Genomic DNA, 23851 nt, shown 5'->3' on the forward strand with positions numbered 1-23851 from the left:
GGGCGACTGATCTTCAGGCGGTAATGGGAACATGGGGATGAGCTTAGGCGGCAGAACGTGAAATCGCCTTATGTACCGGTTTTGAGTACTTACTGTTGGGCGGCATCATTTTCTGAATGATGGACTGTTTGAACTCTTCTGAATAGCGGGTCATTGATTACTCACTGACCACCCCCTGTTTAAGTTGGAAATTTCAGAAGAGGCGAGAACTATGCTGGCACAGGGGGCTCTTGCTGACGCTCTTGAACGTTCATCTTTTCTTGCTCTAGCCTTACGTTTATACTTTCTTTTTGAAGTTTTAATCTATCAAGATCTTGCCCAAGAGCATCAAGCATATCTTTATTTTTCTTACATTCAACATTTAATCTTTCTATTTCTCTTTTATCATAACTTTGAGCTCTCATTTGACGACGCAGCGCTTCATTTTCGTTATTCAATTTACTGAGTTCATTTTGGTAGAATTCCTGTTCTTGACCCAAGCGATCATGTAAATCTCTATTTTCCCGGGCCTCCAGCCCTCTTAATCTATCTATGTTGTTTTTTTCTTGTATACAACGATCCTTTTCCAAGCTGACATCAGCTATCTGACGCCGTAGACTTCTATTACCAAATTCCAATTCATATATTCTTCTCTCAAGTCTTGTAACTTCGCTCCTATCGCAGCAGAAAAACTGTAAAAACCAATTTCTTATGGCTGTGCAAATTATCACCAAACGCCCAAAACACGAATTCCCATCCCGGTTAGGATTATTAACTCTTTGCAAAGAAGGAAGACTTTCTTCGCTGCTACTTCTTGAAATTGAACCTGAATAATCCATTAGACATTTCCCGACTTCAGATTGCTAACTATATGATTAACTATTACTAACTCCGATGTAAATTAGACACTTAAATTTCTGTAAAGTTCATTAAAAACCCTTCCCTCTCAGCAACCTCTTTAATAAACAACGACAATACGCCATCTTCATCCCAAGAATGAATAGAAGCGACTACCCCCTCCATAAGATCCAATAGAAAAAACTGCAATATAGATAAAAGAAAAACACTCCACTACAGGCCAGTAAGGAAAAGACAAAAAAACGTGCCCAATCTAAACTACCAAGCCGTTATTATTACCACTTAACCATGGGGGAAGGATAAAGTAACGCTTTAACCTAAGAAATTGCTCACAAAAACATACTCTGTCTGCTAGCGCGAATATGACATAATCCATCTGTACCACAAACACCACAGAGGAATGACGAATAATGCAAAACACCAACGCCTTTCTTCCTCTTTTCACCTTCATGCTTCTGTCCATTTCCCCTTTTTCGCAGGCCGACTGGGTATTTGATACATTCAGCAGTGGCAATATGAAACATCATATAGCCCGCTCTGACACACTCAGCACCCACCAAAGCCTGGAACTTTTCTGTACTACCTATGATCCACAGCTGGCCATAGCCATGTACTTGCCCGGTCAAAACCAGCGAAAAAAAATAACAACGTCCTTCAGCCTACGTGTTGATAAGGAGCGCCAATGGACACTGCCTGCCAGCGCCCATACCATGAGCCTGATCTCACGCCAGACGCCAAGCCAGGAATTACTCTCAGACATGAAAACCGGCAATCGCGTCACCGTGACGTATCCACTTAGCAAAGACACGAACACATCCTTACACTTCAGCCTGAAAGGCTCTGGAAAGGCGTTGGCACGTCTTGAAAAGCAGTACACGACATCAGGCTGAGACTCACTACGACTAAAGTCTGATATGGTCGCACATCACTTCGCGTTAGCGTGGGCATGGTCTCCTATAACAACAATAAGGACATGCCCATGCATGATGAAACCTATAAGAAGATTGCACAGGATCCCCGCTTCCAGCAATTAGTCCGGCGACGAAACCGGTTAGCCTGGACACTGTCGATTGCCATACTGGCACTGTATTTCACTTTTATTCTGGTCATTGCCTTTGCACCAGAACTGCTCGGGCAACCGGTTGTAACAGGCAGTATCACCACGCTCGGCATCCCGGCCGGCATCCTCATTATCCTCAGCGCCTTTGTGCTCACCGGCATCTATGTTCACCGGGCCAACCAGGAATTTGATCAGCTTAACCGGTCTATTGTTGAGGAGGCAGCACAATGAGAATACTGTCGTCCACCCTCGGCCTGATAAGCACGACACTTGCCGCGCCGGTCGCTCTTGCGGCGGGCAGCATTGTCGGCGATATTCAGCAGCAGGCACTTAACATACCTGCAATTGTGATGTTCCTTGCGTTTGTTGCCGGAACACTGGCGATCACCTGGTGGGCCAGCCGCCGAACCCGTTCTGCCGCCGACTATTATGCCGCTGGCGGCAACATTACCGGCTTCCAGAATGGTTTGGCCATTGCTGGCGACTACATGTCCGCCGCCTCCTTTCTCGGGATTTCCGGTCTGGTCTATCTCTCCGGTTTTGACGGGCTCATCTACTCCATTGGCTTTCTGGTCGGCTGGCCGATCATTCTTTTCCTGATGGCCGAACGACTCCGAAACCTTGGCCGGTTTACCTTTGCGGATGTTGCCACCTACCGGCTTGGCCAAAAGCCTATCCGCACACTCGCAGCCTGTGGTTCGCTGGCCGTTGTGGCTCTCTACCTGATTGCGCAGATGGTCGGCTCCGGCAAACTGATACAGCTGCTGTTCGGCCTGCCTTACGAATATGCTGTCATTCTGGTCGGTATCCTGATGGTGCTTTATGTCACTTTTGGCGGGATGATCGCAACGACATGGGTACAAATCATCAAGGCCGTACTGCTGCTCTCCGGTGCGACTTTCATGGCCGTGATGGTGATGTACTATGTCGGTTTCGATTTCGGCGCCCTGTTCCAGAAAGCTGTCGAAACCCATCCGAAGGGCGAAGCCATCATGAGCCCCGGCGGCCTGGTGTCAGATCCCATTTCTGCGATTTCCCTGGGGCTTGCGCTGATGTTCGGTACCGCCGGTTTACCCCATATCCTCATGCGTTTCTTTACCGTCAGTGATGCCAAGGAAGCCCGTCGATCGGTTTTTTATGCAACAGGCTTTATTGGCTATTTCTATATTCTGACCTTCATCATCGGCTTTGGCGCAATTGTCCTGGTTTACACCAATCCCGAATTCCGCGACGCGGCAGGCAACCTGCTGGGTGGAAACAATATGGCTGCTGTGCATCTGGCGAAAGCCGTCGGTGGCGATGTCTTCCTGGGCTTTATTTCCGCGGTGGCCTTTGCCACGATTCTTGCGGTCGTGTCCGGTCTGACCCTGGCCGGGGCGTCCGCGGTCAGTCATGACCTGTACGCCAATGTCTTCGCCAAGGGCAAGGTCAGTGAAACCCGTGAAATCCGGGTCTCGAAGATTGCCACTGTTATTCTGGGCTTGGTTGCTATCGGCCTCGGGATTCTATTTGAGAAACAGAATATCGCCTTCATGGTCGGCCTGGCCTTTGCGATCGCGGCCAGCGCCAACTTCCCGGTACTCTTCCTCTCCATGTACTGGAAAGGTCTGACCACCCGGGGCGCCAAAATCGGTGGCTGGATGGGCCTGCTCACCGCCGTTGCACTGGTGATTCTTGGTCCGATTGTCTGGGTACAGATCCTTGGGTTTGCTGAACCGATATTCCCCTACAAGTATCCGGCACTGTTCTCCATGCTGGTTGCCTTTACGGGTATCTGGTTCTTCTCAGTCACTGATACCTCAGAACTTGCTGAAGAAGAAAAGGAGCGCTTTGAAGGGCAATATATTCGCTCCCAGACAGGCCTTGGGGCATCAGGCGCTTCCGCACACTGAGAACTCAGGAACAACCCACTCAACAGAAGCCCGGTTTTACCGGGCTTCTTTCACAATAAACAGACAAAAATCTAACAATGTGACCTGTTGAAAACACGATACCCACGTGCCTGAGCCACCCTACGACCAAAGTCTAATGGAGAGTCTTGAAGGATAAATGCAATCTGGCCCTGAGCTTGAAATCTCCCACGAATCGGTGAACTATCAACGCCAGTGGCGAAAAAAACAGACAACAAAAACAAATAAACAACAGAAAGGACCGCCCGTGAATACTCACTATACTTCTGCACACGTAGCTGACGAGTCCTCCAAGGATATGCCTGAATACCGTACCTACCCGGTGAACCCCGATGTAGCCGCCAGCGCCTGGGCCGACGACGAAAAATACAGGGAGATGTACCAGCAGTCTGTGGTTAACCCGGAAGGGTTCTGGCGTGAACAGGCACAGCGCATTGAATGGTTCAAACCCTTTGGTAAGGTCAAAGACGTTTCCTTCGATGACCATCATGTCGAGATTAAGTGGTTCTATGATGGTACCACCAATGTCTCCCACAACTGCCTGGATCGTCACCTGGAAGAGAAAGGTGACCAGATTGCCATTTACTGGGAAGGCGATGAGCCCGGCGACCAACGCCAGGTCACCTACGCGGAGCTGCACGACAAGGTCTGTCGCGTTGCCAATGCCCTGAAATCCCAGGGCGTTCGTCAGGGCGATGTTGTTGCCATCTATATGCCGATGGTGATCGAGGCGGCAGTCGCCATGCTCGCCTGCACCCGGATAGGCGCCATTCACTCGGTGATCTTTGGCGGTTTTTCCCCCGAAGCCGTCGCGGGCCGTATCATCGACAGCGGCGCCAAGATCATGATCACGGCAGACGAAGCCGTACGTGGCGGCAAGACTGTACCCCTGAAAGCCAATGTGGATGAGGCGCTGACGCATCCTGAGATCAAATCACTGGAGAAAGTCATTGTCTATCGCCGTACTGGCGCTGATATTGCCTGGCACCATCACCGCGATGTCTGGTGGCATGACCTGGAAAACCTGGCCTCCCCCCACTGTGATGCCCGGGAGATGAATGCAGAAGACCCGCTCTTTATCCTGTACACCTCCGGTTCCACCGGCAAACCCAAGGGGGTTGTACACACCACCGGTGGTTACCTGGTGTACGCCTCACTCACCCACCAGTATGTGTTTGATTACAAAGACGGCGACGTCTACTGGTGTAACGCCGATATAGGCTGGGTCACCGGACACTCCTATGTGGTATATGGCCCATTGTGCAATGGCGCCACCATCGTCATGCATGAAGGGCTGCCTAATTACCCCACCACCAACCGTATCAGCCAGATTGTCGACAAGTACCAGGTCAACATCCTGTACACAGCACCGACGGCCATTCGTGCCCTGATGGCCCAGGGAACAGCAGCCATTGATGACACACACCGCTCCAGCCTGAAGCTGCTGGGCAGCGTCGGTGAGCCCATTAACCCGGAAGCATGGGTCTGGTACCACGACACCATTGGCAACAGCCAATGCCCAATCGTCGATACCTGGTGGCAGACTGAAACCGGCGGCATCATGATCACTCCGCTGCCTGGCGCCACAGCACTCAAGCCAGGATCAGCCACCCGTCCGTTCTTTGGTGTCTTACCCGCCGTGGTCGATGGTCAGGGCAATCTTCAGGATGGCGCCACCGAAGGGAACCTGGTGATCATCGACAGCTGGCCAGGACAGGCGCGTACGGTATTCGGAGATCACGAACGGTTTGTCCAGACTTATTTCTCCACATTCAAAGGCATGTATTTCACCGGCGACGGTGTACGACGGGATGAGGATGGTTACTACTGGATAACCGGACGGGTCGATGATGTACTGAATGTCTCAGGCCATCGTATGGGAACCGCTGAAATTGAAAGCGCCATGGTCGCCCACATGCAGGTCGCCGAAGCAGCCGTCGTAGGCTACCCCCATGACATCAAGGGTCAGGGCATCTATGTCTATGTCACCCTCAACCAGGGCGTGGAATACAGCGTTGATCTGGAGAAAGAACTGAAGCAGTGGGTTCGAAAGGAAATCGGTCCCATTGCCACACCGGACATTATCCAGCACGCACCCGGCCTGCCCAAAACCCGTTCAGGCAAAATCATGCGCCGGATTCTGCGTAAAATTGCCAGTGGTGAATGTGACAACCTGGGCGATACCTCAACCCTGGCTGACCCCGCTGTCGTCAGCCACCTGATCGACAACCGTGTTTCCGCAGCTTAATCCTGGTAACAGGGCTTCTTCCGGAAGCCCTTTTTGAGTCTGCTGCCGTGATACCCCTTATCACTGACGAATCCCTTTATTCCACAATCAGATGAAAGCCTGCTGTAGAAAACAGAAGACCCGCGGCCATAAACAGCATGAACAAGGTGACGATAATGGCTCCAAGGACTTCTTCCCATGTCATAAAGAACTTTTTCATGACCTGTTCCTCCTCTTCAGCTCACCATGAAGGCCTTCTGCCCTCGTGGTTACAATGCCTTAATAGCCGCACGACGGTAATGGCATAACGCAGACTATTTTTTTACGTATTTATGCGTAGCCCCATGAATGCGTCCGTCAGCCCCTAATCCCATACCATTTACTTACAGCCCCAACACACCCGTTTATATTCTGGTTACGGATTGACATTAACGTCTCGCTCCTTATAATTCGGCATCTCTCTGGTGCGGGGTGGAGCAGCCTGGTAGCTCGTCGGGCTCATAACCCGAAGGTCGTCGGTTCAAATCCGGCCCCCGCTACCAATAGAGGGTGCGTATTGTCTTTTCGGTGCGGGGTGGAGCAGCCTGGTAGCTCGTCGGGCTCATAACCCGAAGGTCGTCAGTTCAAATCTGGCCCCCGCTACCAACACAATGTGCGTTTTATCTTTTCGGTGCGGGGTGGAGCAGCCTGGTAGCTCGTCGGGCTCATAACCCGAAGGTCGTCAGTTCAAATCTGGCCCCCGCTACCAACACAATGTGCGTTTTATCTTTTCGGTGCGGGGTGGAGCAGCCTGGTAGCTCGTCGGGCTCATAACCCGAAGGTCGTCAGTTCAAATCTGGCCCCCGCTACCAACACAATGTGCGTTTTATCTTTTCGGTGCGGGGTGGAGCNTTATTTATTTCATATCTTTTCCCATCTTCTCAGTCCGTTTCCTATTCGTTTAATTTCGATTCAAATAACGTTGTTCGCCTGAATATCCATGAAGCTCACGGCGCGCATAAAACCAGTAGATCAAACTCGTTAAAAACATAATCAGTAACGCAGGCAAAACCGTTACGGGCAAGCAAAAGCTAAAGAGCAATCCCACGGGTGCAAGCAAACAGGCAAATACGTTGAACCCCTTGCAATACCAGTAAGCTCCGTTCTTCTGATAAAGTGCCGCCAAGTCCAATCTCGAAAATTCATAGTAATACCAAACCAGCATCACCCCGCTAATCGGTGCAAACAAGGCCCCAATACTGCCCATCACTTCTGAATATTGATTAATCAGAAACGGGAAACAGGCCAGCACGGATGCCGCCAGCACAACGATAACCGTCGCCCAAAAACGCCCCAGCCATTCCACGCTATTGCAAAGTGACAGTCCACCGGTATACAAATTGATAACATTGATCGTCCAGTTATCCAGAAAAATAACCAGCATGATCAATAGAATAACAAGGCCACCAGGCTGAAGCCGTGTAATCGTTTCAAAGGGGTTGATACTGACTGCCCCACCAGCCACCACCGCATAGGCGCCAAACAGAGCACCAATGATAATACCCACCAGCGAGCCACTCAGCGTACCCACCCACAGTGACTTCTCTGAACGGGTATAACGGGAAAAATCCGAGGCATCAGTGACACAGGTAAAGCAGGTGCTGACAATGGTGTTCAACCAGGTTGCGATCAAGGGCCAATGCCAATGGTACCCCGGCCATTCGAGCACCACACTAATACTGGCCTCCTCACCACCATGTTGATACAAAAAGACAAGCAGCGCCGAAAAACACAGAACCTTAAGAGGAAAAGAGACCAGCGAGACACCTTTCAACCAGGAATATCCCACTATGGCTACCACACCTTGGAACAGAGCAAAATTTAGCGAAATCACCCAAAGTGGTAGAAACAGCTGAAAGCAGTTGCGCAGGATGGCCTCAATGGCGAGAGCCCCTGCTGCCGTCTGGAATGCAAACCAGTAAATCGAGCACAACAGGCGTAATACCGACGTCAACCACTGTGACCCGCGAACGCCAAACACTGCACGGCATAACACTTGTCCGGGAATACCATACCGAACACCGGCACGGGCAAAGAGCAAGAACGGAATCATCCCCAGCATCACTGAGAAAATCTGAAGCAATACGGTTGCCTGGAACGACAAGCCTGCCATGATCATCATTCCGGACGTAATGAGCGTTCCCGGATTAATAAACAGGTTGGAAAAGATATTGAATAAGGGCCAGATCCCCCCCTGCCTTAATTGAACAGGCACCGGCTGCAAACCAAATCTTTCCACACCGGAAGGGCATCGAATGTACTTACTGCCTGAAACGAAACCGTTTCCACGGTATTTATCAATTACAGCTTTATTGGACATGCGAAAAAAGGCCAATTTAACTAGCAGTAAGAGGCAAGTATAGATGTATTATTCACAAATAAAACAACATCATTTATAGGTTTAACTGGCACCTAACAATTTAACAGCTATAAATCCCGACCCCAAAAATGGTACACACACCAAGACATCCTGACACAAACCAAACCCTTCTATTCCTATTTTCCAATCAGGGTTAATATGATGAACGATGCGACACACACCAAAAACAAGTGCGCCTATAACAGGAACCGGTACCAATAATGATCTTACAGCACACAATATAGAAACTGTCATGCTAACATCTTCATCTCTTTGTGAGTTATATTCGAAGTGTGCAAACCTTGCAGACACTAGTGGAAAGCATAGCGTACCAGAAATAAAGGTAACGACCTTACCACAGAATGAAGGCTCTCCAGCAGCATCACCATTTGAGCCACAAGGAATACAGCAAGGAATACAACAAGGAATACAACAGGCCATATCAAACTCCAAAACTACTAATTAAAATAATCTATAGGGCGTCACTCCTTATGATTTAATATTTAGTTCTCTACAAAACAAAAAAGTTCATATCACAAACACCACTAACGTTTTATGTCAGTAAAATTGCACAAAAACCTTGATAACTACCAAGACCCTGCAACCTCTGCCGCTGTAATCTTTTGTAGCAGTTGATTAGCAGGCTACGACGTCGACCAATAGCGCTTTCAAAATGTCAGTAGCAAGAATACTTTTGCACTCTTCATCTCAAGGACAATCCGGAAAGCTTGTATAAAAGATGTGAACAACTGCCAATCAACATGTTTACTTACCCACAAAAAATGAGCATCACTTAATAGATCTTTATCAAGTGATACTCTTAACGAACTTAACTTACGCAATCCTATGCGGCCTGATGCCCTCCAAGGTAAGCCTCCCTGACTTCACTGTTAGTTAACAGGTCATCGCCGGTTCCCGTCATCCGAATCACGCCATTGACCATCACATAACCACGATCTGCCAGCTTCAACGCATGATTGGCATTCTGTTCCACCAGAAATATCGTCATCCCCTGCCGTGCCACCTCACGAAGGATTTTGAAGATCTGCTTGACGATGATGGGCGCCAGCCCAAGGCTGGGTTCATCCAGCAACAGCAGGCGGGGCCGACTCATTAACCCCCGGGCAATTGCCAGCATCTGCTGTTCACCGCCGGAGAGCGTCGAGGCCCGTTGTCCAGAGCGTTCCCGTAACCTTGGAAACAGCTCATACATCCGCGCCATGTCTTCCTCGGCGTGCTCCGTCCCGATGGCAACGGTGCCCATCATCAGATTCTCTTCCACCGTCATATGGGGAAAAACATGACGTCCTTCCGGCACCAGGGCAATGCCCTTGCTGGCGATGTCCGGCGTGTTCACCTCGCGAAGATCTTCCCCGGCAAACAGGATTTGCCCAGATGATGCCTTGGGCTGGCCAAACAGCGTCATCAAAAGGGTTGATTTCCCAGCGCCATTGGCCCCAATCAAACTGACAATCTCGCCTTCCTGCACCGTCAGTGAAACATTCCGAAGTGCCTGTATCGGACCGTAAAACGTATCCACATTGCGGATATCAAGCAGTGCTGGGGTTGTACTCATCATTCTCTCCTTAAACGGCCGCTTCCAGCATATCTTCCTCATCAGTGCCGAGGTAGGCACCAATCACATGGGGATCGTCCCGGATCGCCGCGGGTTTACCGCTGGCTATCACCTCACCATGATCCAGCACCACAATATGGTCGGAAATATTCATGACCATGCCCATATCATGTTCAATCAGTAAAACCGTCACCCCGAAATCATCCCGCAGCTGGCGAATCATGGCGCTCAGCTCCACGGTTTCGTTGGGGTTCAGGCCCGCTGCCGGTTCATCCAGGCAAACCAGATCCGGTCCTGTGCACATGGCCCGGGCGATCTCCAGCCGCCGCTGCTGGCCATAGGGCAATTCCCCGGCCAGCCGGTTGGCATGCTCAGCAAGGTTGACCACATCCAGCCAGTACCAGGCTTTTTCCAGCCCGTTGGTTTCCGATTGCTGAAAACCCGGGGTATTCAAAAGGCCGGACATCATGTTGCGGTTCATTTGCATATGCATCGCTACCAGCAGGTTTTCCAACACCGTCATCTCCTTAAACAGACGGATATTCTGGAATGTGCGAGCCATACCCGCCCGGTTGACCTGGTGCGAACCACCAAACATTTTGAAATAGAGGCGTGAAACGAACTGAACCGGATTCAGAAAATCCCTAGGTTGAAATGCCTCTCCCAGTACTTGACCAATATCCGTTTCGCGACCTTTGGCATGAAGGACAATGCGACCTTCTGTTGCCTTATAAAAACCGGTCAGGCAATTAAATACCGTGGTTTTACCCGCGCCATTGGGTCCAATCAGTGCCGTGATGCTACCTCGCCTAACGCTGAAAGACACATCGCTTAGCGCCTTTATCCCGCCAAAACGCATCGATAGCTGATCAACCTTGAGAATATCCGTGCTCATTGTGCACCTCCCATGGCAGGCGACATGCCGGTTGATGATTCTCCTTTTGGCCGCGAATGTGATTCACGACTTAACCGCACTAGCCCCCGGGGCCGCCAGATCATCATCAAGACCATTAATGCACCGAACATTAACACCCGGAATTCGGCGAAATCCCGCAACACCTCCGGCAGGATGGTTAATACAAATGCCGCAACGACAACGCCACGGGTAGATCCCAGTCCGCCCAACACGACAATCGCCAGAATCAGGGCGGATTCAAAGAAGGTAAACGACGAAGGATTTACAAACCCCTGGTAGGTAGCAAAGAAAACACCGGCAATCCCGCCAATGGCCGCCCCTGTCATGAACGCTGACAGCTTGACCACCACATGGTTTATCCCCAGTGACCGACAGGCAATTTCATCTTCACGCAGTGCTTCCCAGGCACGCCCCAAAGGCATGCGAGTCAGTCGTTTATTGATATGCAACACAACCCAAACAAGAGCCAGCAGCACAAGGAAGATAAAAATAAACTTATAGTTTGAGCTGTATTCCAGACCAAAGAACTCATGGAACGGTGTTCCCTCCTTGACACGGCGCTTGAACTCCAACCCAAACAACGTCGGCGCAGGGGCTGACATACCATTGGGACCACCGGTAAAGGCCGTCCAGTTATTCAACACCAGCCGGATAATTTCACCGAAACCAAGGGTGACAATCGCCAGGTAATCCCCGTGCATGCGCAGAACCGGAAAACCCAGTAACGCCCCGAACACCGCTGCCATTAATGCCGCCAGGGGCAACATGGCCCAGAACCCTAACCCAAGGTATTCATAGCCCAGCGCCAAGCCATAAGCGCCAATGGCATAAAACGCCACAAACCCGAGATCCAGCAAACCCGCCAGCCCAACAACAATGTTAAGTCCCAGCCCCAGAAGTACATAAATCAAGCCAAGAATGACTACAGTGAGCCAGTATTTGGTTGCTACAAAAGGAAAGATCAAACCGGCAATAAACAACAGTGGAATGATATAGCGGAGATTACTCTTCTCACCGACAGGTTTGACATAGACACCGGTTTTTCGATCACCAAAGCGCTGCAGCAATGATTGACCTGCTGCCGTCTGGACAAACAGCGACATCGCCAATCGTCCGACGGCAATCACACCGACGACAACAAACAGGGTTTCCATGCGTAACTTGAAGTCATAACCATGCAGCAGGAAGCCGATCATGGGACCGAAAATCACCAACGACAGCAGCGCTGCAGCCGAGGTATCAATCAGACTTCGCTTCCAGTCAAAGGAAGCAGACGCGGTAGATCTTTGTGGATTAGACTGCATCAGACTTTCTCCACTTCCGGCTTACCCAGGAGACCACTCGGCTTGAAGATCATGATCAGCACAAGAAGACTGAATGCAAAAACGTCCTTGTAATCCGTATTGATCATGCCCGAAAAGAGAGATTCCGACAGGCCAAGAATAATGCCGCCCAACATGGCCCCCGGCAAAGAGCCTATTCCGCCGAGAACCGCTGCCGTGAATGCCTTAATGCCAGTGATAAAACCGACATAGAAGTCGAAGGTTCCATAATTCATGGTGACCAATACACCGGCCAGCGCCGCCATGGATGCGCCGATAACAAAGACGGTAGAGATCACCTTATCGGTATCAATACCCAGGATGGAGGCCATCTTGCGATCCTGCTGGGTCGCCCGGCACTTACGGCCCAAGCTGGTGCGATGAATTAACCAGGTCAGCAGTCCCATCCCCAGCAGTGCCGCGATAACAATCAGCATCTGGATATACGACATCTGGACAAAACCATCACCCATATTGATACGAATACTGCCTTCCAGCAGCACCGGCACTCCCTGGTTCCTCGCGCCTTGGCTAATCTGCACATAATTCTGTAGCACCAGCGACATGCCGATCGCCGAGATTAACGGTGCCAGTCGTGTAGAGCTCCGCAACGGTCGATAGGCGACCCGCTCAATGGTCCAGCCATAGACGCCGTTGATGACAATGGTAAACGCCAGCGTCGCCAGCAAAATAATGGGAAAAGATTCAATTCCGAAGAAAGCCAGGATGGCAATGATGATGGCAGTCAGGTACGCCGAGACCATGTAGACATCACCATGGGCAAAATTGATCATGCCGATAATGCCGTACACCATCGTATAGCCGATGGCGATCAGCCCGTACACGGAACCCAGGGTGAGTCCGTTAACCAGCTGCTGAAGAATAATTGAGGGATCCATACGTTACCCGGTTACGACTTGAATTATTGTTATTACCGGATAGACGGGTCGTCTCACCCGGTCGTACAACTGCAGGGCTCCGGGGATTACCCGAAGCCCTGTACAGGATCAGAGCTGACCGTAAGAACCGTCATTACCCCACTGGTACATGACGTAGTCGGATACTTCCAGGTCACCCTTGTCGTCAAAGGATTTCTTGCCAAGCACGGTAGAGACGGTGTTGTCCTTCAGCCAGGCTGCAACCATGGCACCATCCGTACTTTCAACAGCCGTTGCGCCAGCGACAATGGCTTGCATCGCTGCATAGGAATAGAGCGTGTAACCTTCAGGTTCATAGCCGGTTTTCTGGAAGGTGTTGACGACGTCCTTGCCATCAGGGATCTGACGGGGATCGGCACCGAAGGTCATGAGTACGCCATTAACAAAAGTCGCACCGCCGGCAGCTTTCAGGAAGTCTTCTGAAACAATGCCGTCACCGGAGATAAACTCGGCTTCCACACCCTGCTCACGCATCTGACGCACGAGCGGACCTGCCTCCGAGTGCAAACCTCCAAAATAAACGACTTCTGCCTTACTGGAACGGATCTTCGTCACCAGGGCATTGAAGTCTTTCTCACCACGTGTCAGACCTTCATAGAGCACTTCCTTCACACCCAGTTTGTTCATATGGGCTTTCATGGCATCCGCCAGCCCTTGGCCATAGGTGTCCTTGTCGTGCAATACGGCAACTTTGGTCGCACCCAGTTCGTTGACAATGTGCTCAGCGGCAACCGTTCCCTGCTGGTCATCCCTGCCACAGATACGGAAGACCTGGTCAAAATCCTGTTCGGTCAGTTTCGGGTTGGTAGACGCAGGCGTGATCATCAGGATACCGGCTTCATCGTAGATCTTGGAAGCGGGAATACTGGACGATGAGCAGAAGTGGCCAATGACAAAATCTGCACCATCAGAATCCACCAGTCGGTTGGCGACAGAGACCGCCTGCTTAGGCTCACAGGCATCGTCGGCTTTTACCAGTTTAATGGGTTCGCCGTTAATGCCCCCTTTCGCATTGATATCCTTGGCGGCCTGTTCCGCCCCTTTCCAGAGCTGTTCACCAAAAGCGGCGTAGGCACCAGTATGAGGACCGGCCACACCTATCACCACATCCGCCTGAGCCACACTGGCCATCCCCATGGCGCCGGCTACGGCAACAGACAGAAGGCTTTGCTTGAGAAGAGTCTTGCTCATGATAATTCCCTGCTTTCTTTATTGTTGTTATAACCGCCGGCACTCCCCACGGTCATCCGAGGGAGTTCATGAGCAAGTTTTGCACCAGATCCCCCCGTGGTGGCGGATCGGGAAAACTGCCCATGATTAAAGCCTGAGTGCAGCATCGTTTCTGCACAGGGAATTCATAATGGCACAATCAACGCACCGATTTAAAGCCTTGGTTCCACCTTCTCCAGTGGCGATGCATGGGATGATTCAGGCGATGATTCATCCGCCTGCCAGTCCGGATAACCAAAAAGATGCCTTAAGCGCTGGCTCATTCGCTTTCCCGGAGCAAGAGCATCGCGCAGCATATCGCGCCATTCATGAAACGACAGTGTGATGGGGTTATGAGAATGGATTTGACGGGTAATGCCATACTCACAGGCCTCATCTTGCTTTTCATCGACAAAGGTTCCGAACAGCCGATCCCAGATAATAAGGATGCCGCCGAAATTCCGGTCGATATACGACGGATTACGAGCATGATGCAGACGATGATGGGCCGGTGTATTAAAAACCCACTCAAACCAGCCCAGTTTCGGGATGACCTGGGTATGGATAAAGAACTGGTAAAACAGGTTCATCAAAACAACGGCGATCACCGTTTCCGGCGGAAATCCCAACATGACCATCGGCGTCCAGAACACCCACATGCCAGCGACCGGATACATCAGGCTCTGACGAAACGCCGTGGAGAAATTCATCTTCTCAGATGAATGGTGGACCACATGGGCAGCCCACATCCAGCGAATATTGTGACAGGCACGATGAAACCAGTAATAAAAGAAATCCTGTAACAAAAACAGCAGCGTAATTGACCAGGCAGTCACCGGCATATCGAACAGGCGGAAATCAAACAACCAATAATAGACCGCTATGACCATCACGCCGGTGAGCGCCTCCACCAGCTGATACATACCTGCCAGCATGGCGTTGGATACCGTATCTGCCAGTGAATAGATTGCACTTTCAGGAAAGCGAGCCCGGTGTTTACGGAGATAAAAGAACTCTGCACCAATCGTCACCAGATAAAGTGGTGTCAGCAGCAACAAGAGAAGGTTGATATCAAAATCCATACAAGACTCTCGTGATTCTTATTGTTCTTACGCTGCGTATTATTCCATGCGACAGCCGTGACACCATGACCTCAATGCACATTCTGTCGGTCATAAAGGGATACCAACCACGATCATTGATCACATGAACTATTCTGCAAACGCCTGATTCCCCGGAAAACCCGAAACTATCGGAGCATGCATGTGACGACTACTCATATCATCAACGCCCATATCCTAGATGCAGCCAGTGGTCACCTGCAGCCAAAACAATGCCTGAGTATTCACGGTTGTCACATAAAAACGGTTTGTGACGGGATTCCAGACGAACCACCCGCAGATATCACCCTGGATGCCGCAGGACGTGTTGCCATGCCCGGCCTGTGTGACGCCCATGTCCACATCACTGCTGCGACACCCGACTTTGTCGCCTTGCGCCACTGGCCACCTTCCTATGTGGCCGCTCATACTGCAGAGATTCTGAAAGGTATGTTGATGCGCGGTTTTACCACGGTGCGGGATGCCGGAGGTGCTGATTTTGGCTATGCACAGGCCATCGAGGAAGGCCTGATTATCGGCCCCCGCCTGCTCTTTTGCGGACATGCCATATCACAAACAGGCGGACACGGTGACATGCGTCTCCCGGGGGATGATCACACCGACCACTGTTTTTGTTGTTCGGGGTTAGGGAAAGTCTGTGATGGTGTCGCGGAGGTTCGACGCGCCTGTCGTGATGAAATCCGTAAAGGTGCCCACCAGATCAAACTGATGGTCTCCGGTGGCGTCGCGTCCCCAACTGACCGGATCACCAGTACACAGTTTGCCGAGGATGAAATACAGGCGGCCGTTGAGGAAGCAGAAGCGGCCAACCGCTACGTGATGGCCCATGCCTATACCAACCGTGCAATCATGCGGGCACTGACGTGCGGCGTACGCTCCATTGAGCATGGCAACCTGATCGCGCAGAAAGGAATTGAATTACTCAAACAAAAACAGGCTTATCTGGTACCAACCCTGTCAACTTATGACCGGCTGGCTCGTGAAGGTGTGGAAGCGGGTATGCCTGCAGCGCTGCAGAAGAAAGTATACAGCGTACTGGATGCAGGGATTCAGGCATTGGAAGCTGCCTGGCAGGCCAATGCAAATATTGTATTTGGAACAGATTTACTGGGAAGCATGCACAAGTCCCAACTGCAGGAGTTCACCATTCGCCGGGAGATCATCCCCAACACCGAGTTAATACAGTCTGCAACCATAAAGGCGGCTGAACTATTCAACCTATCCAATGAGATAGGCACCCTCGCAGAAGGTTATCGTGCAGACTTATTAATACTGGATGGTAATCCACTGGAAGATATCAACATCCTGCAACAGCCTGAACGTTATCTGAACGTGATCATGAAAGACGGCAGGATCTATAAAAACACATTGTGATGCTTATCGCTCTTAGGGAGCTAGATGCGCCCTAAGAGCAAGCCCCGCCTCAATCAACCAAACTCAATACCCTGGGCAAGTGGCAATTCGCCGCCGTAGTTGATCGTGTTAGTGGCACGACGCATATAGTTTTTCCAGGCATCACTGCCGGATTCCCGGCCTCCACCGGTTTCTTTCTCACCACCAAACGCACCGCCAATTTCTGCCCCGGACGTGCCAATGTTCACATTGGCGATGCCACAATCAGAGCCTGCAGGCGACAGAAACCGTTCTGCTTCCCGCATGTTTTCCGTGAATATGGCGGAGGAAAGCCCTTGAGGCACCTCATTGTGAATGGCAATGGCTTCGTCCATTTCGTCATATTCCATGACATACAGAATCGGCGCGAAGGTTTCATGGTGGACAATGTCCGCATTATGCCGGATCTTCACAATGGCAGGACGCACATAAAATCCACCGGCAGGCACATCATGTAAAACCTGGTCGCCACCAAACAATACCTGTCCGCCTTCTCTCAGGGCTTCTCCCAACGCCAGTTGCATGGCATTAAAGGACTGCTGGTCTATGAGGGGGCCAACCAGCGTACCGGCATCCCTTGGGTTGCCAATCGGCAATGTCTGGTAAGCTTTGACCAACCGGTGGCAGACCTTGTCAGCCAACGAGCGATGGCAGATCAGCCGACGCAGTGTCGTGCAACGTTGCCCGGCAGTGCCTACCGCCGAGAAAACAATTGCCCGCAATGCAAGGTCAAGGTCTGCCGAAGGAGCCAAAATCATCGCATTATTACCTCCCAATTCCAGCAGCGAGCGACCCAGCCTGGCAGCCACGGTCTGTGCAACCTTTTTCCCCATGGGAATCGAGCCCGTGGCTGATACCAGAGGAATCCGGCTATCTCCGCTGAGCTGCTTCCCGGTGTCGCGATCACCAATCACCACCGTAGAGACCGACCGCGGGATTTCCGGCATATCGTCCAGCACCTTGTCGACCACAGCCTGAACCGCTAACGCACACAGGGGGGTTTTCTCAGAGGGTTTCCAGATAATTGAATTACCACAGACAATCCCCAGCATCGCATTCCAGGCCCAGACGGCCATGGGAAAGTTGAACGCGGTAATGACCGCCAACGGCCCCAGCGGGTGCCACTGCTCCATCATCCGGTGCCCCGGTCGTTCACTGGCAATGGTCAACCCGTAGAGCTGACGGGAAAGACCGGTGGCAAAGTCACAGATATCAATCCACTCCTGTACCTCACCCAGGGCTTCCTGGGTAATTTTTCCGGCTTCCAGGCTGATCACTTCGGCCAGTGCCTCTTTATGTTCACGGGCTACCTCACCAATGCGCCGGACAAATTCACCCCGCACCGGTGCAGGCAAGGTTCGCAGCCGCTCAAACGCATGCTGCGCCTGAAGGATGACACTGTTGACCTGTTGTTCACTGGCCATCTTCCCCCGGGTCAGGTCTTTGCCATCAATCGGCGAGGATACGATCAACGGATCGCCATCACCGGGCATTGCCCCATCACCTGCGACAGCCATAAACGTCTTGTCCGTCGTATACCCTGAGCCAAGTTGTGAAAAAATTGCCAGTGTCATTGTCCGCCTCACCTGAACCGGTTATCCGGGTTAACCGACGCTGTCTGCCGGTTACATTATCTATCGTCCTTGACTGTTAAAAATACGCACTAAACAACCGTGATGCCAGAACCAGCGTCTATGATTGATGGAATTCATGCGTGTCTCACAAAGGACTTCCATCATGCTTAGCCCCCTCCTCCCTCTACTCATGGTTCTTGGCAGCTCTGTTGTTTATGCCGCGTCCGATGACAAACCCTATGGAGGCAGGTTGCAGGTTGAAACCGTCAAAGATCAAAGCGTGACGGATGATGGAAAAACCATTCAGTATCCTCTCACCGAGCATCCGCAGGTAAAAACGCTCAGAATACAAATACCCTCAGGGAAAGAGACTGGCTGGCATTACCACTCTTTCCCGGGTTATGGCTATGTGCTCGCCGGAACGATGGAAGTCATACTGGAGAATGGCCGAAAAAACCGCTATGAAACCGGCGAAGCCATTTATGAAATAGTAAAGATTCCCCACAATGGCCGCTGTATCAGCACCATCCCCTGCGATCTTATTGTGACCTTTACCAGTGCTGAAGACGTGCCGGTCACCGTGATGGTTCCACCCATGGAAGAGTCGTCTGCACAATAGCATTCGCTGTCATCCTGATGGTGACACCGCAGGAAGAATCCTGCTACGCTGAATGACGCCTGTATGTCGATAGACAAAAATAACGCATCCTCCAGAAAGCTGTGGTCGTCGCAGCAATGGACAACGGACTGACAGAGAAACACGACATGACGTCACGCATTGCGATATTTGGGGCCGGATCCATCGGCTGCTTCATCGGCGGCAAACTGCTCGCTGCCGGCAACGAGGTCATTTTTTATGGCCGCCCTGACCTGCAGATAGCGGTTCAGACTTCCGGCCTGCGACTGACAGAACTGGAGGGCAATGAAACCCTCATTCCTGCAGAACAGATTACCTTCAGCACAGATCCTGCCATCTTATCGGACGCTGACCTGATTCTGGTTACCGTCAAAAGTCGAGATACTGAAACCGCGGGGCGCACCATTCGGGATCACTGCAGCCATTACCCGTCTGTTATCAGCCTGCAAAACGGTATTGAAAACACGGCCATCCTGCGACGCCTGCTCCCCGGCTACAAGGTGACAGGTGGCATGGTGCCCTTCAACATCCTGAGAATGGAACAAACCGTATTTCACCGAGGCACAGAGGGCACGCTCATACTGCAGGAGTCTCCCGAAACACTGCCGCTTCAGCAGGCGCTGGAGCGCGCCGGATTAACGACCGAAACCCACAGGGATATCAGCAGCATTCTCTGGGGTAAATTACTGCTCAACCTGAACAATGCCATTAACGCACTGTCCGGCCTGCCATTGAGACAGCAGCTCGCCCAGCAGGCTTACCGCAGGGTTCTGGCGACATGCATCCGTGAAACACTGACCGTGTTACGTGTGGCCAATATTCGACCAGCCAAAACGGGCAAAGTGATCCCCAACCTGCTACCACTGATTCTGACGCTACCCGACCCGTTATTCATCAAAGTAGCCGGCGCCATGTTGAAGATGGATGACAATGCCCGCTCCTCCATGTGGGAAGACCTGCAGCGGGGCCGAGAACCGGAAGTGGATTACATCAATGGCGCGGTCATACGCCTGGGTGAAAAGATCGGTGTCGCCACCCCGGCCAACCAGACCATCACACGCCTGATGCGGGCCGCCCATGCCAATGGCAAAGGCAGCCCGTCACTCTCCGCAGAAAAACTGCAAAACTACTTTAACTGATCACCCCACTGACGATGCGGCTGGCGTCTTGCCCAGCCAGCGTCTCAGCAGACGGATATTGATCTGTGACAGCAACATACCGGAGAGCATGACAGCACAACCCGCCAGGGTTTGCAGTGTCACGGTTTCATCCAGCAGCAACCAGCCACCCAACACCGCAAAAACCGCTTCCAGACTCAGGATGATGGATGCGTGGGCCGCCGGTGCATTCTTCTGGGCTATGATCTGCAGGGTGTAGGCGACACCGGTCGACATCACGCCGGCAAAGGCAATAGCGGCCCACGCCCCCTTAACACCACTCATGGTAATTGCTTCTGTCGGCAACGCGACTGCCAGACTCAGTCCTGAGCAGGTCAGAAACTGAATCACCGCCAGCAGCAAACCACTGTGCCTGGGCGCCAGCCAACCGATCAGTAACACATGCAGCGCCCAGAACAGCGCCCCGATCAACATCAACATATCCCCCTTGTTCAGGGTGACATCACCATGCATGGTGAGCAGGTAGAGTCCGGCCATCGCCAGCACCATACCCACCCAGGTATTCAGGCCGGTTTTCTGTCCCCACAAAAGTCCAATCACTGGCACCAGCACAATATAAAGTCCGGTTATGAAGCCTGCATTACCCGCTGTCGTGTACAGCAGCCCCACCTGCTGCAGTGATGCGCCCATGAACAGCAGTCCCCCCATGGCAATCCCACCCAGTATCAATGACCGGCTGATAATCAGGCTGCCACCCGGCTCCCGTCGTCGCAGCCAGACAATCACCGGCAACAGCGAACAGGCGCCGACAAAAAAGCGAATGGCATTGAAGGCATAGGGTCCCAAATGATCCATCCCGACACGCTGGGCGACAAAGGCCAGTCCCCAGATGGCCGCGGTCAGGATGAGTAATCCGTCGGATGCGAGCGTGCTTTTTTTCATAAACGACTTATGACTTCCATTTTATGAGTTATGTTTATTGTTCCTGCCAGACCCTGCCGGCATGGTCAGAGGTGGTCTCCACCCCGGATCATATCGGCATCCCTGCCTGCCGGACAGAGGGATTCAGCATATTCCCCGAATATCTTTCACTGAAGAGCAAACCACCCATGCTGAACTAAGCTGTTGCGGTGCTCATGCCACAGGCTTTCTCAACAAAGGCCCCTTTACCCCATTCGTTTCCATACAACCCGTGAGGTTTTTTTGATGCATCTGTCAGCAATGGCTGCAGCCAGCCTGATACTGTTATTTTGTTGCTATCAACCAGAAGCAATTGCAGACACAGAAAAGCCACCAGAAAAAGAAGTCTACGTGCGCTATACACGCTGTGGCGGGCAAGAGATCGCTTTCCAGGTAACTCTGGAATCATTCGCCATTGCAGCACAAGGCATGCGACCCGCCGTGGATATTCACGTCTGGCGTTATAACCGTATCCCTGAAAACACAGACTTAAGCGACCCAGCCCAACGAGCCACGCTGTTCGCCTGGAGTGGTGGCCCCGGTGCATCGGCCATGACCCTTCACATGGGTTTGCTGGGACCCAAACGGATCAACCTCCAGAACAGCCCGGATACCGGTGACCCCCTGGCGGCAAGTATCGAAGATAACCCGGAATGTTTGCTGGATCTGATGGATATCGTCCTGATAGACCCACCGGGCACCGGCTATTCCGGATCAACCGACAAAGACAACCTGCAGTACTACTTCAACAGTGACCGTGATGCCAAAGTACTGGCAGACACTATCAGCCAATACGTCAAACGCTACAATCTCTGGCGTCAGCCTCGCTTTATTCTGGGGGAAAGTTATGGCGCCGCCCGCGCCGTCAAAGTGACACGGGAATTGATTCAGCAGGGATTGCCAGTAGCAGGAATGATTCTGCTGGCACCTCACCTGTTCTACAGTTGTACCGACAATGTTGATGCCCTGTGTTGCAACTGGAACCTGCAATCCTATGCTGTCACCGCCCGTTACCATGGATTGTCTGCAGAATCTGCTGAACAAAACATCAACCTTGACCGATTCCTGAATACCCTGAAAAGCTTCAGTAACAACACTTACCTGCCAGCCATGATCAACGGGTACAAGGGTCAGCATCAGTATCCGGAAAGCCTGTCCCAGACACTGGTTCGCTATACCGGCATGACCGAGCAGGATTTCCAGACCTATGGCTATTGCCCATCACCGACCGATTTTATCGAGAGTACCCTGCGCAATGCCCAGATCATCCCGGCCTTGAAAGACAGCCGGTTCCATATTCCGTTTGAAACCTACACTGGTGCCCGCACGCTCATCAATCCCATCATCCTGATCAACCAGACCTATATTCCTCTGTTCAATGAGTATCTCTATAGCGAGCTGAAACCGGAAAAAGAGCAGCCTTATATCAGTTTTAATCCGAAAATACTCAGCGACTGGCAGCAGTTGACCGGTGACACCATGAACGCCGCCATCGACGACATTACCGCCAGCATGATGGCCCAGCGCCAACTTCGTGTTCTGGCGCTGGCCGGACTCTATGACCTTCAGATCCCTTTTCGGGCCATTGAGTACGTGCTTTCGCGCCCGGGCATTGATCCTTCACGGGTGGACATCCGCTTTCTGCCCTCCGGACATGGACCTTATGTCGATGAAGATGGCCTTATAGCCGTCAGCCAGGCAATACGGTCAATGGTCACCAAAACACTGTCTGATCACTGACCCATAAAAAAAGCCCTGCGCCTAAACGGAACAGGGCTTTTCATCTATCTCAACGCTCAGCGCCAGCCCTGCACGGCGCCACCTTTGAACAATTCCTCAGCCTTCTGTTCTACCGCTTCAGACTGGAAAGAAGCCACCAGCTGTGCGATACGCGGGTCCTGACTGTTATCCTGACGGGAAACGATGATATTGACATAAGGCGAGTCCTTATCTTCCATCAGCAGTGAATCCCGGGTCGGCAGCAGGCCGGACGCGACAGAATAGGTGGAATTGATGAATGCCAGGTCAACATCATCCAGTGAACGGGGCAGCTGGGCAGCATCCAGCTCAATGAAGCTCAGGTCGTGGGGATTGTCGATGATATCAACCGGTGTTGCTTCCAGGTTAGAAGGATCCTTGAGGGTCACCAGGCCCGCTTTGTGCATCAGGAGCAGGGTACGGCCTTCATTACTGGGATCATTGGGAATCGCCACCTTGGAGCCATTAGGCAGGTCTTCCAGACTGGTTAACGTCCGGGAATAACCACCAATGGGATACACGAAGGTATTGCCCACAACTTCCAGCTTGAAGCCTCGGTCATTGACCATACGATCCAGATAGGGTTTGTGCTGGAAAGCATTGATATCAATGCTGCCATCGGACAGGGCAATGTTCGGCGCAACGTAATCCTGGAATTCCACCAGTTCTACGTCCAGGTTGTAAGTCTGCTTGGCCAGGTCTGCGGCCGTGCGCATCAGGTCGGCCTCAGGACCCGCGATCACGCCCACTTTCAGTGCAGCATCACCACTCTCACTGCTGCAACCTGCCAGGACCAACCCCGTACAGACAACGGCTGCTGCCAACCACTTACTGACCGATTTCACTACAGGTACCATCGAACGCCTCCTGACTACAGTGTTTTATACCGTGCGCCATC

20 protein-coding genes and 4 tRNA genes are annotated in these 23851 nt (G+C 51.8%); 12 read left to right on the plus strand and 12 right to left on the minus strand.

Features of this window, described 5'->3' with window-relative positions; translation table 11 throughout:
- Nucleotides 1-209: 209 nt before the first annotated feature.
- A complete protein-coding gene (locus ABD892_RS00450) occupies nucleotides 210-818 on the minus strand; it encodes a hypothetical protein (protein WP_345192719.1) in 609 nt (202 codons plus the stop codon).
- A gap of 429 nt (nucleotides 819-1247) precedes the next feature.
- On the opposite strand from ABD892_RS00450, the gene ABD892_RS00455 reads away from it, so the two are divergent.
- The 4 genes from ABD892_RS00455 to acs all read left to right on the plus strand — a co-directional run bounded on the left by ABD892_RS00455 (nucleotide 1248) and on the right by acs (nucleotide 6055).
- The gene (locus ABD892_RS00455) at nucleotides 1248-1727 is read left to right on the plus strand and encodes an invasion associated locus B family protein (protein WP_345192721.1); all 480 of its coding nucleotides are present in this window, start codon (nucleotides 1248-1250) and stop codon (nucleotides 1725-1727) included.
- Between the two features lie 89 nt (nucleotides 1728-1816).
- Complete coding sequence (locus tag ABD892_RS00460; RefSeq protein WP_345192724.1) at nucleotides 1817-2128, plus strand: DUF485 domain-containing protein; 312 nt, start codon at nucleotides 1817-1819, stop codon at nucleotides 2126-2128.
- Entirely contained in the window at nucleotides 2125-3789 is a 1665-nt protein-coding gene (locus ABD892_RS00465) for a cation acetate symporter (protein WP_345192726.1), read from the plus strand. Before ABD892_RS00460 ends, ABD892_RS00465 begins: the two co-directional genes overlap by 4 nt.
- Nucleotides 3790-4105: 316 nt before the next feature.
- Nucleotides 4106-6055 carry an acetate--CoA ligase gene (gene acs / locus ABD892_RS00470; protein WP_345192796.1) on the plus strand — a complete coding sequence of 650 codons (1950 nt, stop codon included), beginning with the start codon at nucleotides 4106-4108 and terminating at the stop codon, nucleotides 6053-6055.
- A 76-nt stretch (nucleotides 6056-6131) separates the two neighbouring features.
- On the opposite strand, the gene ABD892_RS00475 is transcribed toward acs, so the two are convergent.
- Nucleotides 6132-6254, minus strand: a complete 123-nt coding sequence (locus ABD892_RS00475) for a hypothetical protein (protein ID WP_345192728.1) — start codon at nucleotides 6252-6254, stop codon at nucleotides 6132-6134.
- A gap of 245 nt (nucleotides 6255-6499) precedes the next feature.
- On the opposite strand from ABD892_RS00475, the gene ABD892_RS00480 reads away from it, so the two are divergent.
- From ABD892_RS00480 to ABD892_RS00495, 4 genes are all read left to right on the plus strand, one after another.
- Nucleotides 6500-6576: transfer RNA gene (locus tag ABD892_RS00480), tRNA-Met, on the plus strand.
- Between the two features lie 26 nt (nucleotides 6577-6602).
- Nucleotides 6603-6679, plus strand: a tRNA-Met gene (locus ABD892_RS00485).
- A gap of 26 nt (nucleotides 6680-6705) precedes the next feature.
- Nucleotides 6706-6782: transfer RNA gene (locus ABD892_RS00490), tRNA-Met, on the plus strand.
- A gap of 26 nt (nucleotides 6783-6808) precedes the next feature.
- Nucleotides 6809-6885, plus strand: a tRNA-Met gene (locus ABD892_RS00495).
- A gap of 89 nt (nucleotides 6886-6974) precedes the next feature.
- On the opposite strand, the gene ABD892_RS00500 is transcribed toward ABD892_RS00495, so the two are convergent.
- The 7 genes from ABD892_RS00500 to ABD892_RS00530 all read right to left on the minus strand — a co-directional run bounded on the left by ABD892_RS00500 (nucleotide 6975) and on the right by ABD892_RS00530 (nucleotide 15475).
- Nucleotides 6975-8393, minus strand: coding sequence for a purine-cytosine permease family protein (locus ABD892_RS00500; protein WP_345192730.1), 1419 nt, complete (start codon nucleotides 8391-8393; stop codon nucleotides 6975-6977).
- A gap of 883 nt (nucleotides 8394-9276) precedes the next feature.
- Nucleotides 9277-10008 (minus strand): ABC transporter ATP-binding protein, encoded by a 732-nt coding sequence (locus ABD892_RS00505; RefSeq protein WP_345192733.1) that lies wholly within the window; start codon nucleotides 10006-10008, stop codon nucleotides 9277-9279.
- Nucleotides 10009-10018: 10 nt separating this feature from the next.
- Nucleotides 10019-10903 carry an ABC transporter ATP-binding protein gene (locus ABD892_RS00510; RefSeq protein WP_345192735.1) on the minus strand — a complete coding sequence of 295 codons (885 nt, stop codon included), beginning with the start codon at nucleotides 10901-10903 and terminating at the stop codon, nucleotides 10019-10021.
- Nucleotides 10900-12228 carry a high-affinity branched-chain amino acid ABC transporter permease LivM gene (gene livM / locus ABD892_RS00515; RefSeq protein ID WP_345192737.1) on the minus strand — a complete coding sequence of 443 codons (1329 nt, stop codon included), beginning with the start codon at nucleotides 12226-12228 and terminating at the stop codon, nucleotides 10900-10902. The genes ABD892_RS00510 and livM overlap by 4 nt, the downstream gene beginning before the upstream one ends.
- Nucleotides 12228-13145 carry an ABC transporter permease subunit gene (locus tag ABD892_RS00520; protein WP_345192738.1) on the minus strand — a complete coding sequence of 306 codons (918 nt, stop codon included), beginning with the start codon at nucleotides 13143-13145 and terminating at the stop codon, nucleotides 12228-12230. The genes livM and ABD892_RS00520 overlap by 1 nt, the downstream gene beginning before the upstream one ends.
- Before the next feature lie 108 nt (nucleotides 13146-13253).
- On the minus strand, nucleotides 13254-14375 hold the full coding sequence (locus ABD892_RS00525) for a branched-chain amino acid ABC transporter substrate-binding protein (RefSeq protein WP_345192739.1): 1122 nt from the start codon (nucleotides 14373-14375) through the stop codon (nucleotides 13254-13256).
- A gap of 191 nt (nucleotides 14376-14566) precedes the next feature.
- Nucleotides 14567-15475 carry a sterol desaturase family protein gene (locus ABD892_RS00530; RefSeq protein ID WP_345192740.1) on the minus strand — a complete coding sequence of 303 codons (909 nt, stop codon included), beginning with the start codon at nucleotides 15473-15475 and terminating at the stop codon, nucleotides 14567-14569.
- A gap of 177 nt (nucleotides 15476-15652) precedes the next feature.
- Here ABD892_RS00530 and ABD892_RS00535 point away from each other — a divergent pair, with 177 nt between their 5' ends.
- Entirely contained in the window at nucleotides 15653-16888 is a 1236-nt protein-coding gene (locus tag ABD892_RS00535) for a metal-dependent hydrolase family protein (protein ID WP_345192741.1), read from the plus strand.
- A gap of 53 nt (nucleotides 16889-16941) precedes the next feature.
- Here ABD892_RS00535 and amaB read toward each other — a convergent pair whose 3' ends face one another.
- Nucleotides 16942-18480: an L-piperidine-6-carboxylate dehydrogenase gene (gene amaB, locus ABD892_RS00540; RefSeq protein ID WP_425559138.1), complete on the minus strand. Its 1539-nt coding sequence runs from the start codon at nucleotides 18478-18480 to the stop codon at nucleotides 16942-16944.
- Between the two features lie 163 nt (nucleotides 18481-18643).
- Here amaB and ABD892_RS00545 point away from each other — a divergent pair, with 163 nt between their 5' ends.
- Nucleotides 18644-19099: a cupin domain-containing protein gene (locus ABD892_RS00545; protein ID WP_345192742.1), complete on the plus strand. Its 456-nt coding sequence runs from the start codon at nucleotides 18644-18646 to the stop codon at nucleotides 19097-19099.
- Nucleotides 19100-19245: 146 nt separating this feature from the next.
- Complete coding sequence (locus ABD892_RS00550; protein ID WP_345192743.1) at nucleotides 19246-20256, plus strand: 2-dehydropantoate 2-reductase; 1011 nt, start codon at nucleotides 19246-19248, stop codon at nucleotides 20254-20256.
- Here the strand turns inward: ABD892_RS00550 and ABD892_RS00555 are convergent, their stop codons facing one another.
- A complete protein-coding gene (locus ABD892_RS00555) occupies nucleotides 20257-21177 on the minus strand; it encodes a DMT family transporter (protein ID WP_345192745.1) in 921 nt (306 codons plus the stop codon).
- 264 nt (nucleotides 21178-21441) lie between these two features.
- Here ABD892_RS00555 and ABD892_RS00560 point away from each other — a divergent pair, with 264 nt between their 5' ends.
- On the plus strand, nucleotides 21442-22935 hold the full coding sequence (locus ABD892_RS00560; protein ID WP_345192747.1) for a S10 family serine carboxypeptidase-like protein: 1494 nt from the start codon (nucleotides 21442-21444) through the stop codon (nucleotides 22933-22935).
- 56 nt (nucleotides 22936-22991) lie between these two features.
- Here ABD892_RS00560 and ABD892_RS00565 read toward each other — a convergent pair whose 3' ends face one another.
- Nucleotides 22992-23810, minus strand: a complete 819-nt coding sequence (locus tag ABD892_RS00565) for a MetQ/NlpA family ABC transporter substrate-binding protein (RefSeq protein ID WP_345192749.1) — start codon at nucleotides 23808-23810, stop codon at nucleotides 22992-22994.
- Nucleotides 23811-23851 lie beyond the last annotated feature (41 nt).

The organism is Kistimonas scapharcae (assembly GCF_039540975.1).
Taxonomy (GTDB): domain Bacteria; phylum Pseudomonadota; class Gammaproteobacteria; order Pseudomonadales; family Endozoicomonadaceae; genus Kistimonas; species Kistimonas scapharcae.

Coding starts and splice junctions, on each gene's coding strand:
- livM (WP_345192737.1), bottom strand. CDS start 12,228: ATGCAGTCTAATCCACAAAGATCTACCGCGTCTGCTTCCTTTGACTGG.
- ABD892_RS00525 (WP_345192739.1), bottom strand. CDS start 14,375: ATGAGCAAGACTCTTCTCAAGCAAAGCCTTCTGTCTGTTGCCGTAGCC.
- ABD892_RS00505 (WP_345192733.1), bottom strand. CDS start 10,008: ATGAGTACAACCCCAGCACTGCTTGATATCCGCAATGTGGATACGTTT.
- ABD892_RS00535 (WP_345192741.1), top strand. CDS start 15,653: ATGCATGTGACGACTACTCATATCATCAACGCCCATATCCTAGATGCA.
- ABD892_RS00555 (WP_345192745.1), bottom strand. CDS start 21,177: ATGAAAAAAAGCACGCTCGCATCCGACGGATTACTCATCCTGACCGCG.
- ABD892_RS00510 (WP_345192735.1), bottom strand. CDS start 10,903: ATGAGCACGGATATTCTCAAGGTTGATCAGCTATCGATGCGTTTTGGC.
- ABD892_RS00530 (WP_345192740.1), bottom strand. CDS start 15,475: ATGGATTTTGATATCAACCTTCTCTTGTTGCTGCTGACACCACTTTAT.
- ABD892_RS00450 (WP_345192719.1), bottom strand. CDS start 818: ATGGATTATTCAGGTTCAATTTCAAGAAGTAGCAGCGAAGAAAGTCTT.
- ABD892_RS00455 (WP_345192721.1), top strand. CDS start 1,248: ATGCAAAACACCAACGCCTTTCTTCCTCTTTTCACCTTCATGCTTCTG.
- ABD892_RS00545 (WP_345192742.1), top strand. CDS start 18,644: ATGCTTAGCCCCCTCCTCCCTCTACTCATGGTTCTTGGCAGCTCTGTT.
- ABD892_RS00460 (WP_345192724.1), top strand. CDS start 1,817: ATGCATGATGAAACCTATAAGAAGATTGCACAGGATCCCCGCTTCCAG.
- ABD892_RS00550 (WP_345192743.1), top strand. CDS start 19,246: ATGACGTCACGCATTGCGATATTTGGGGCCGGATCCATCGGCTGCTTC.
- acs (WP_345192796.1), top strand. CDS start 4,106: ATGCCTGAATACCGTACCTACCCGGTGAACCCCGATGTAGCCGCCAGC.
- ABD892_RS00500 (WP_345192730.1), bottom strand. CDS start 8,393: ATGTCCAATAAAGCTGTAATTGATAAATACCGTGGAAACGGTTTCGTT.
- ABD892_RS00475 (WP_345192728.1), bottom strand. CDS start 6,254: ATGAAAAAGTTCTTTATGACATGGGAAGAAGTCCTTGGAGCCATTATC.
- ABD892_RS00465 (WP_345192726.1), top strand. CDS start 2,125: ATGAGAATACTGTCGTCCACCCTCGGCCTGATAAGCACGACACTTGCC.
- amaB (WP_425559138.1), bottom strand. CDS start 18,480: ATGACACTGGCAATTTTTTCACAACTTGGCTCAGGGTATACGACGGAC.
- ABD892_RS00565 (WP_345192749.1), bottom strand. CDS start 23,810: ATGGTACCTGTAGTGAAATCGGTCAGTAAGTGGTTGGCAGCAGCCGTT.
- ABD892_RS00520 (WP_345192738.1), bottom strand. CDS start 13,145: ATGGATCCCTCAATTATTCTTCAGCAGCTGGTTAACGGACTCACCCTG.
- ABD892_RS00560 (WP_345192747.1), top strand. CDS start 21,442: ATGCATCTGTCAGCAATGGCTGCAGCCAGCCTGATACTGTTATTTTGT.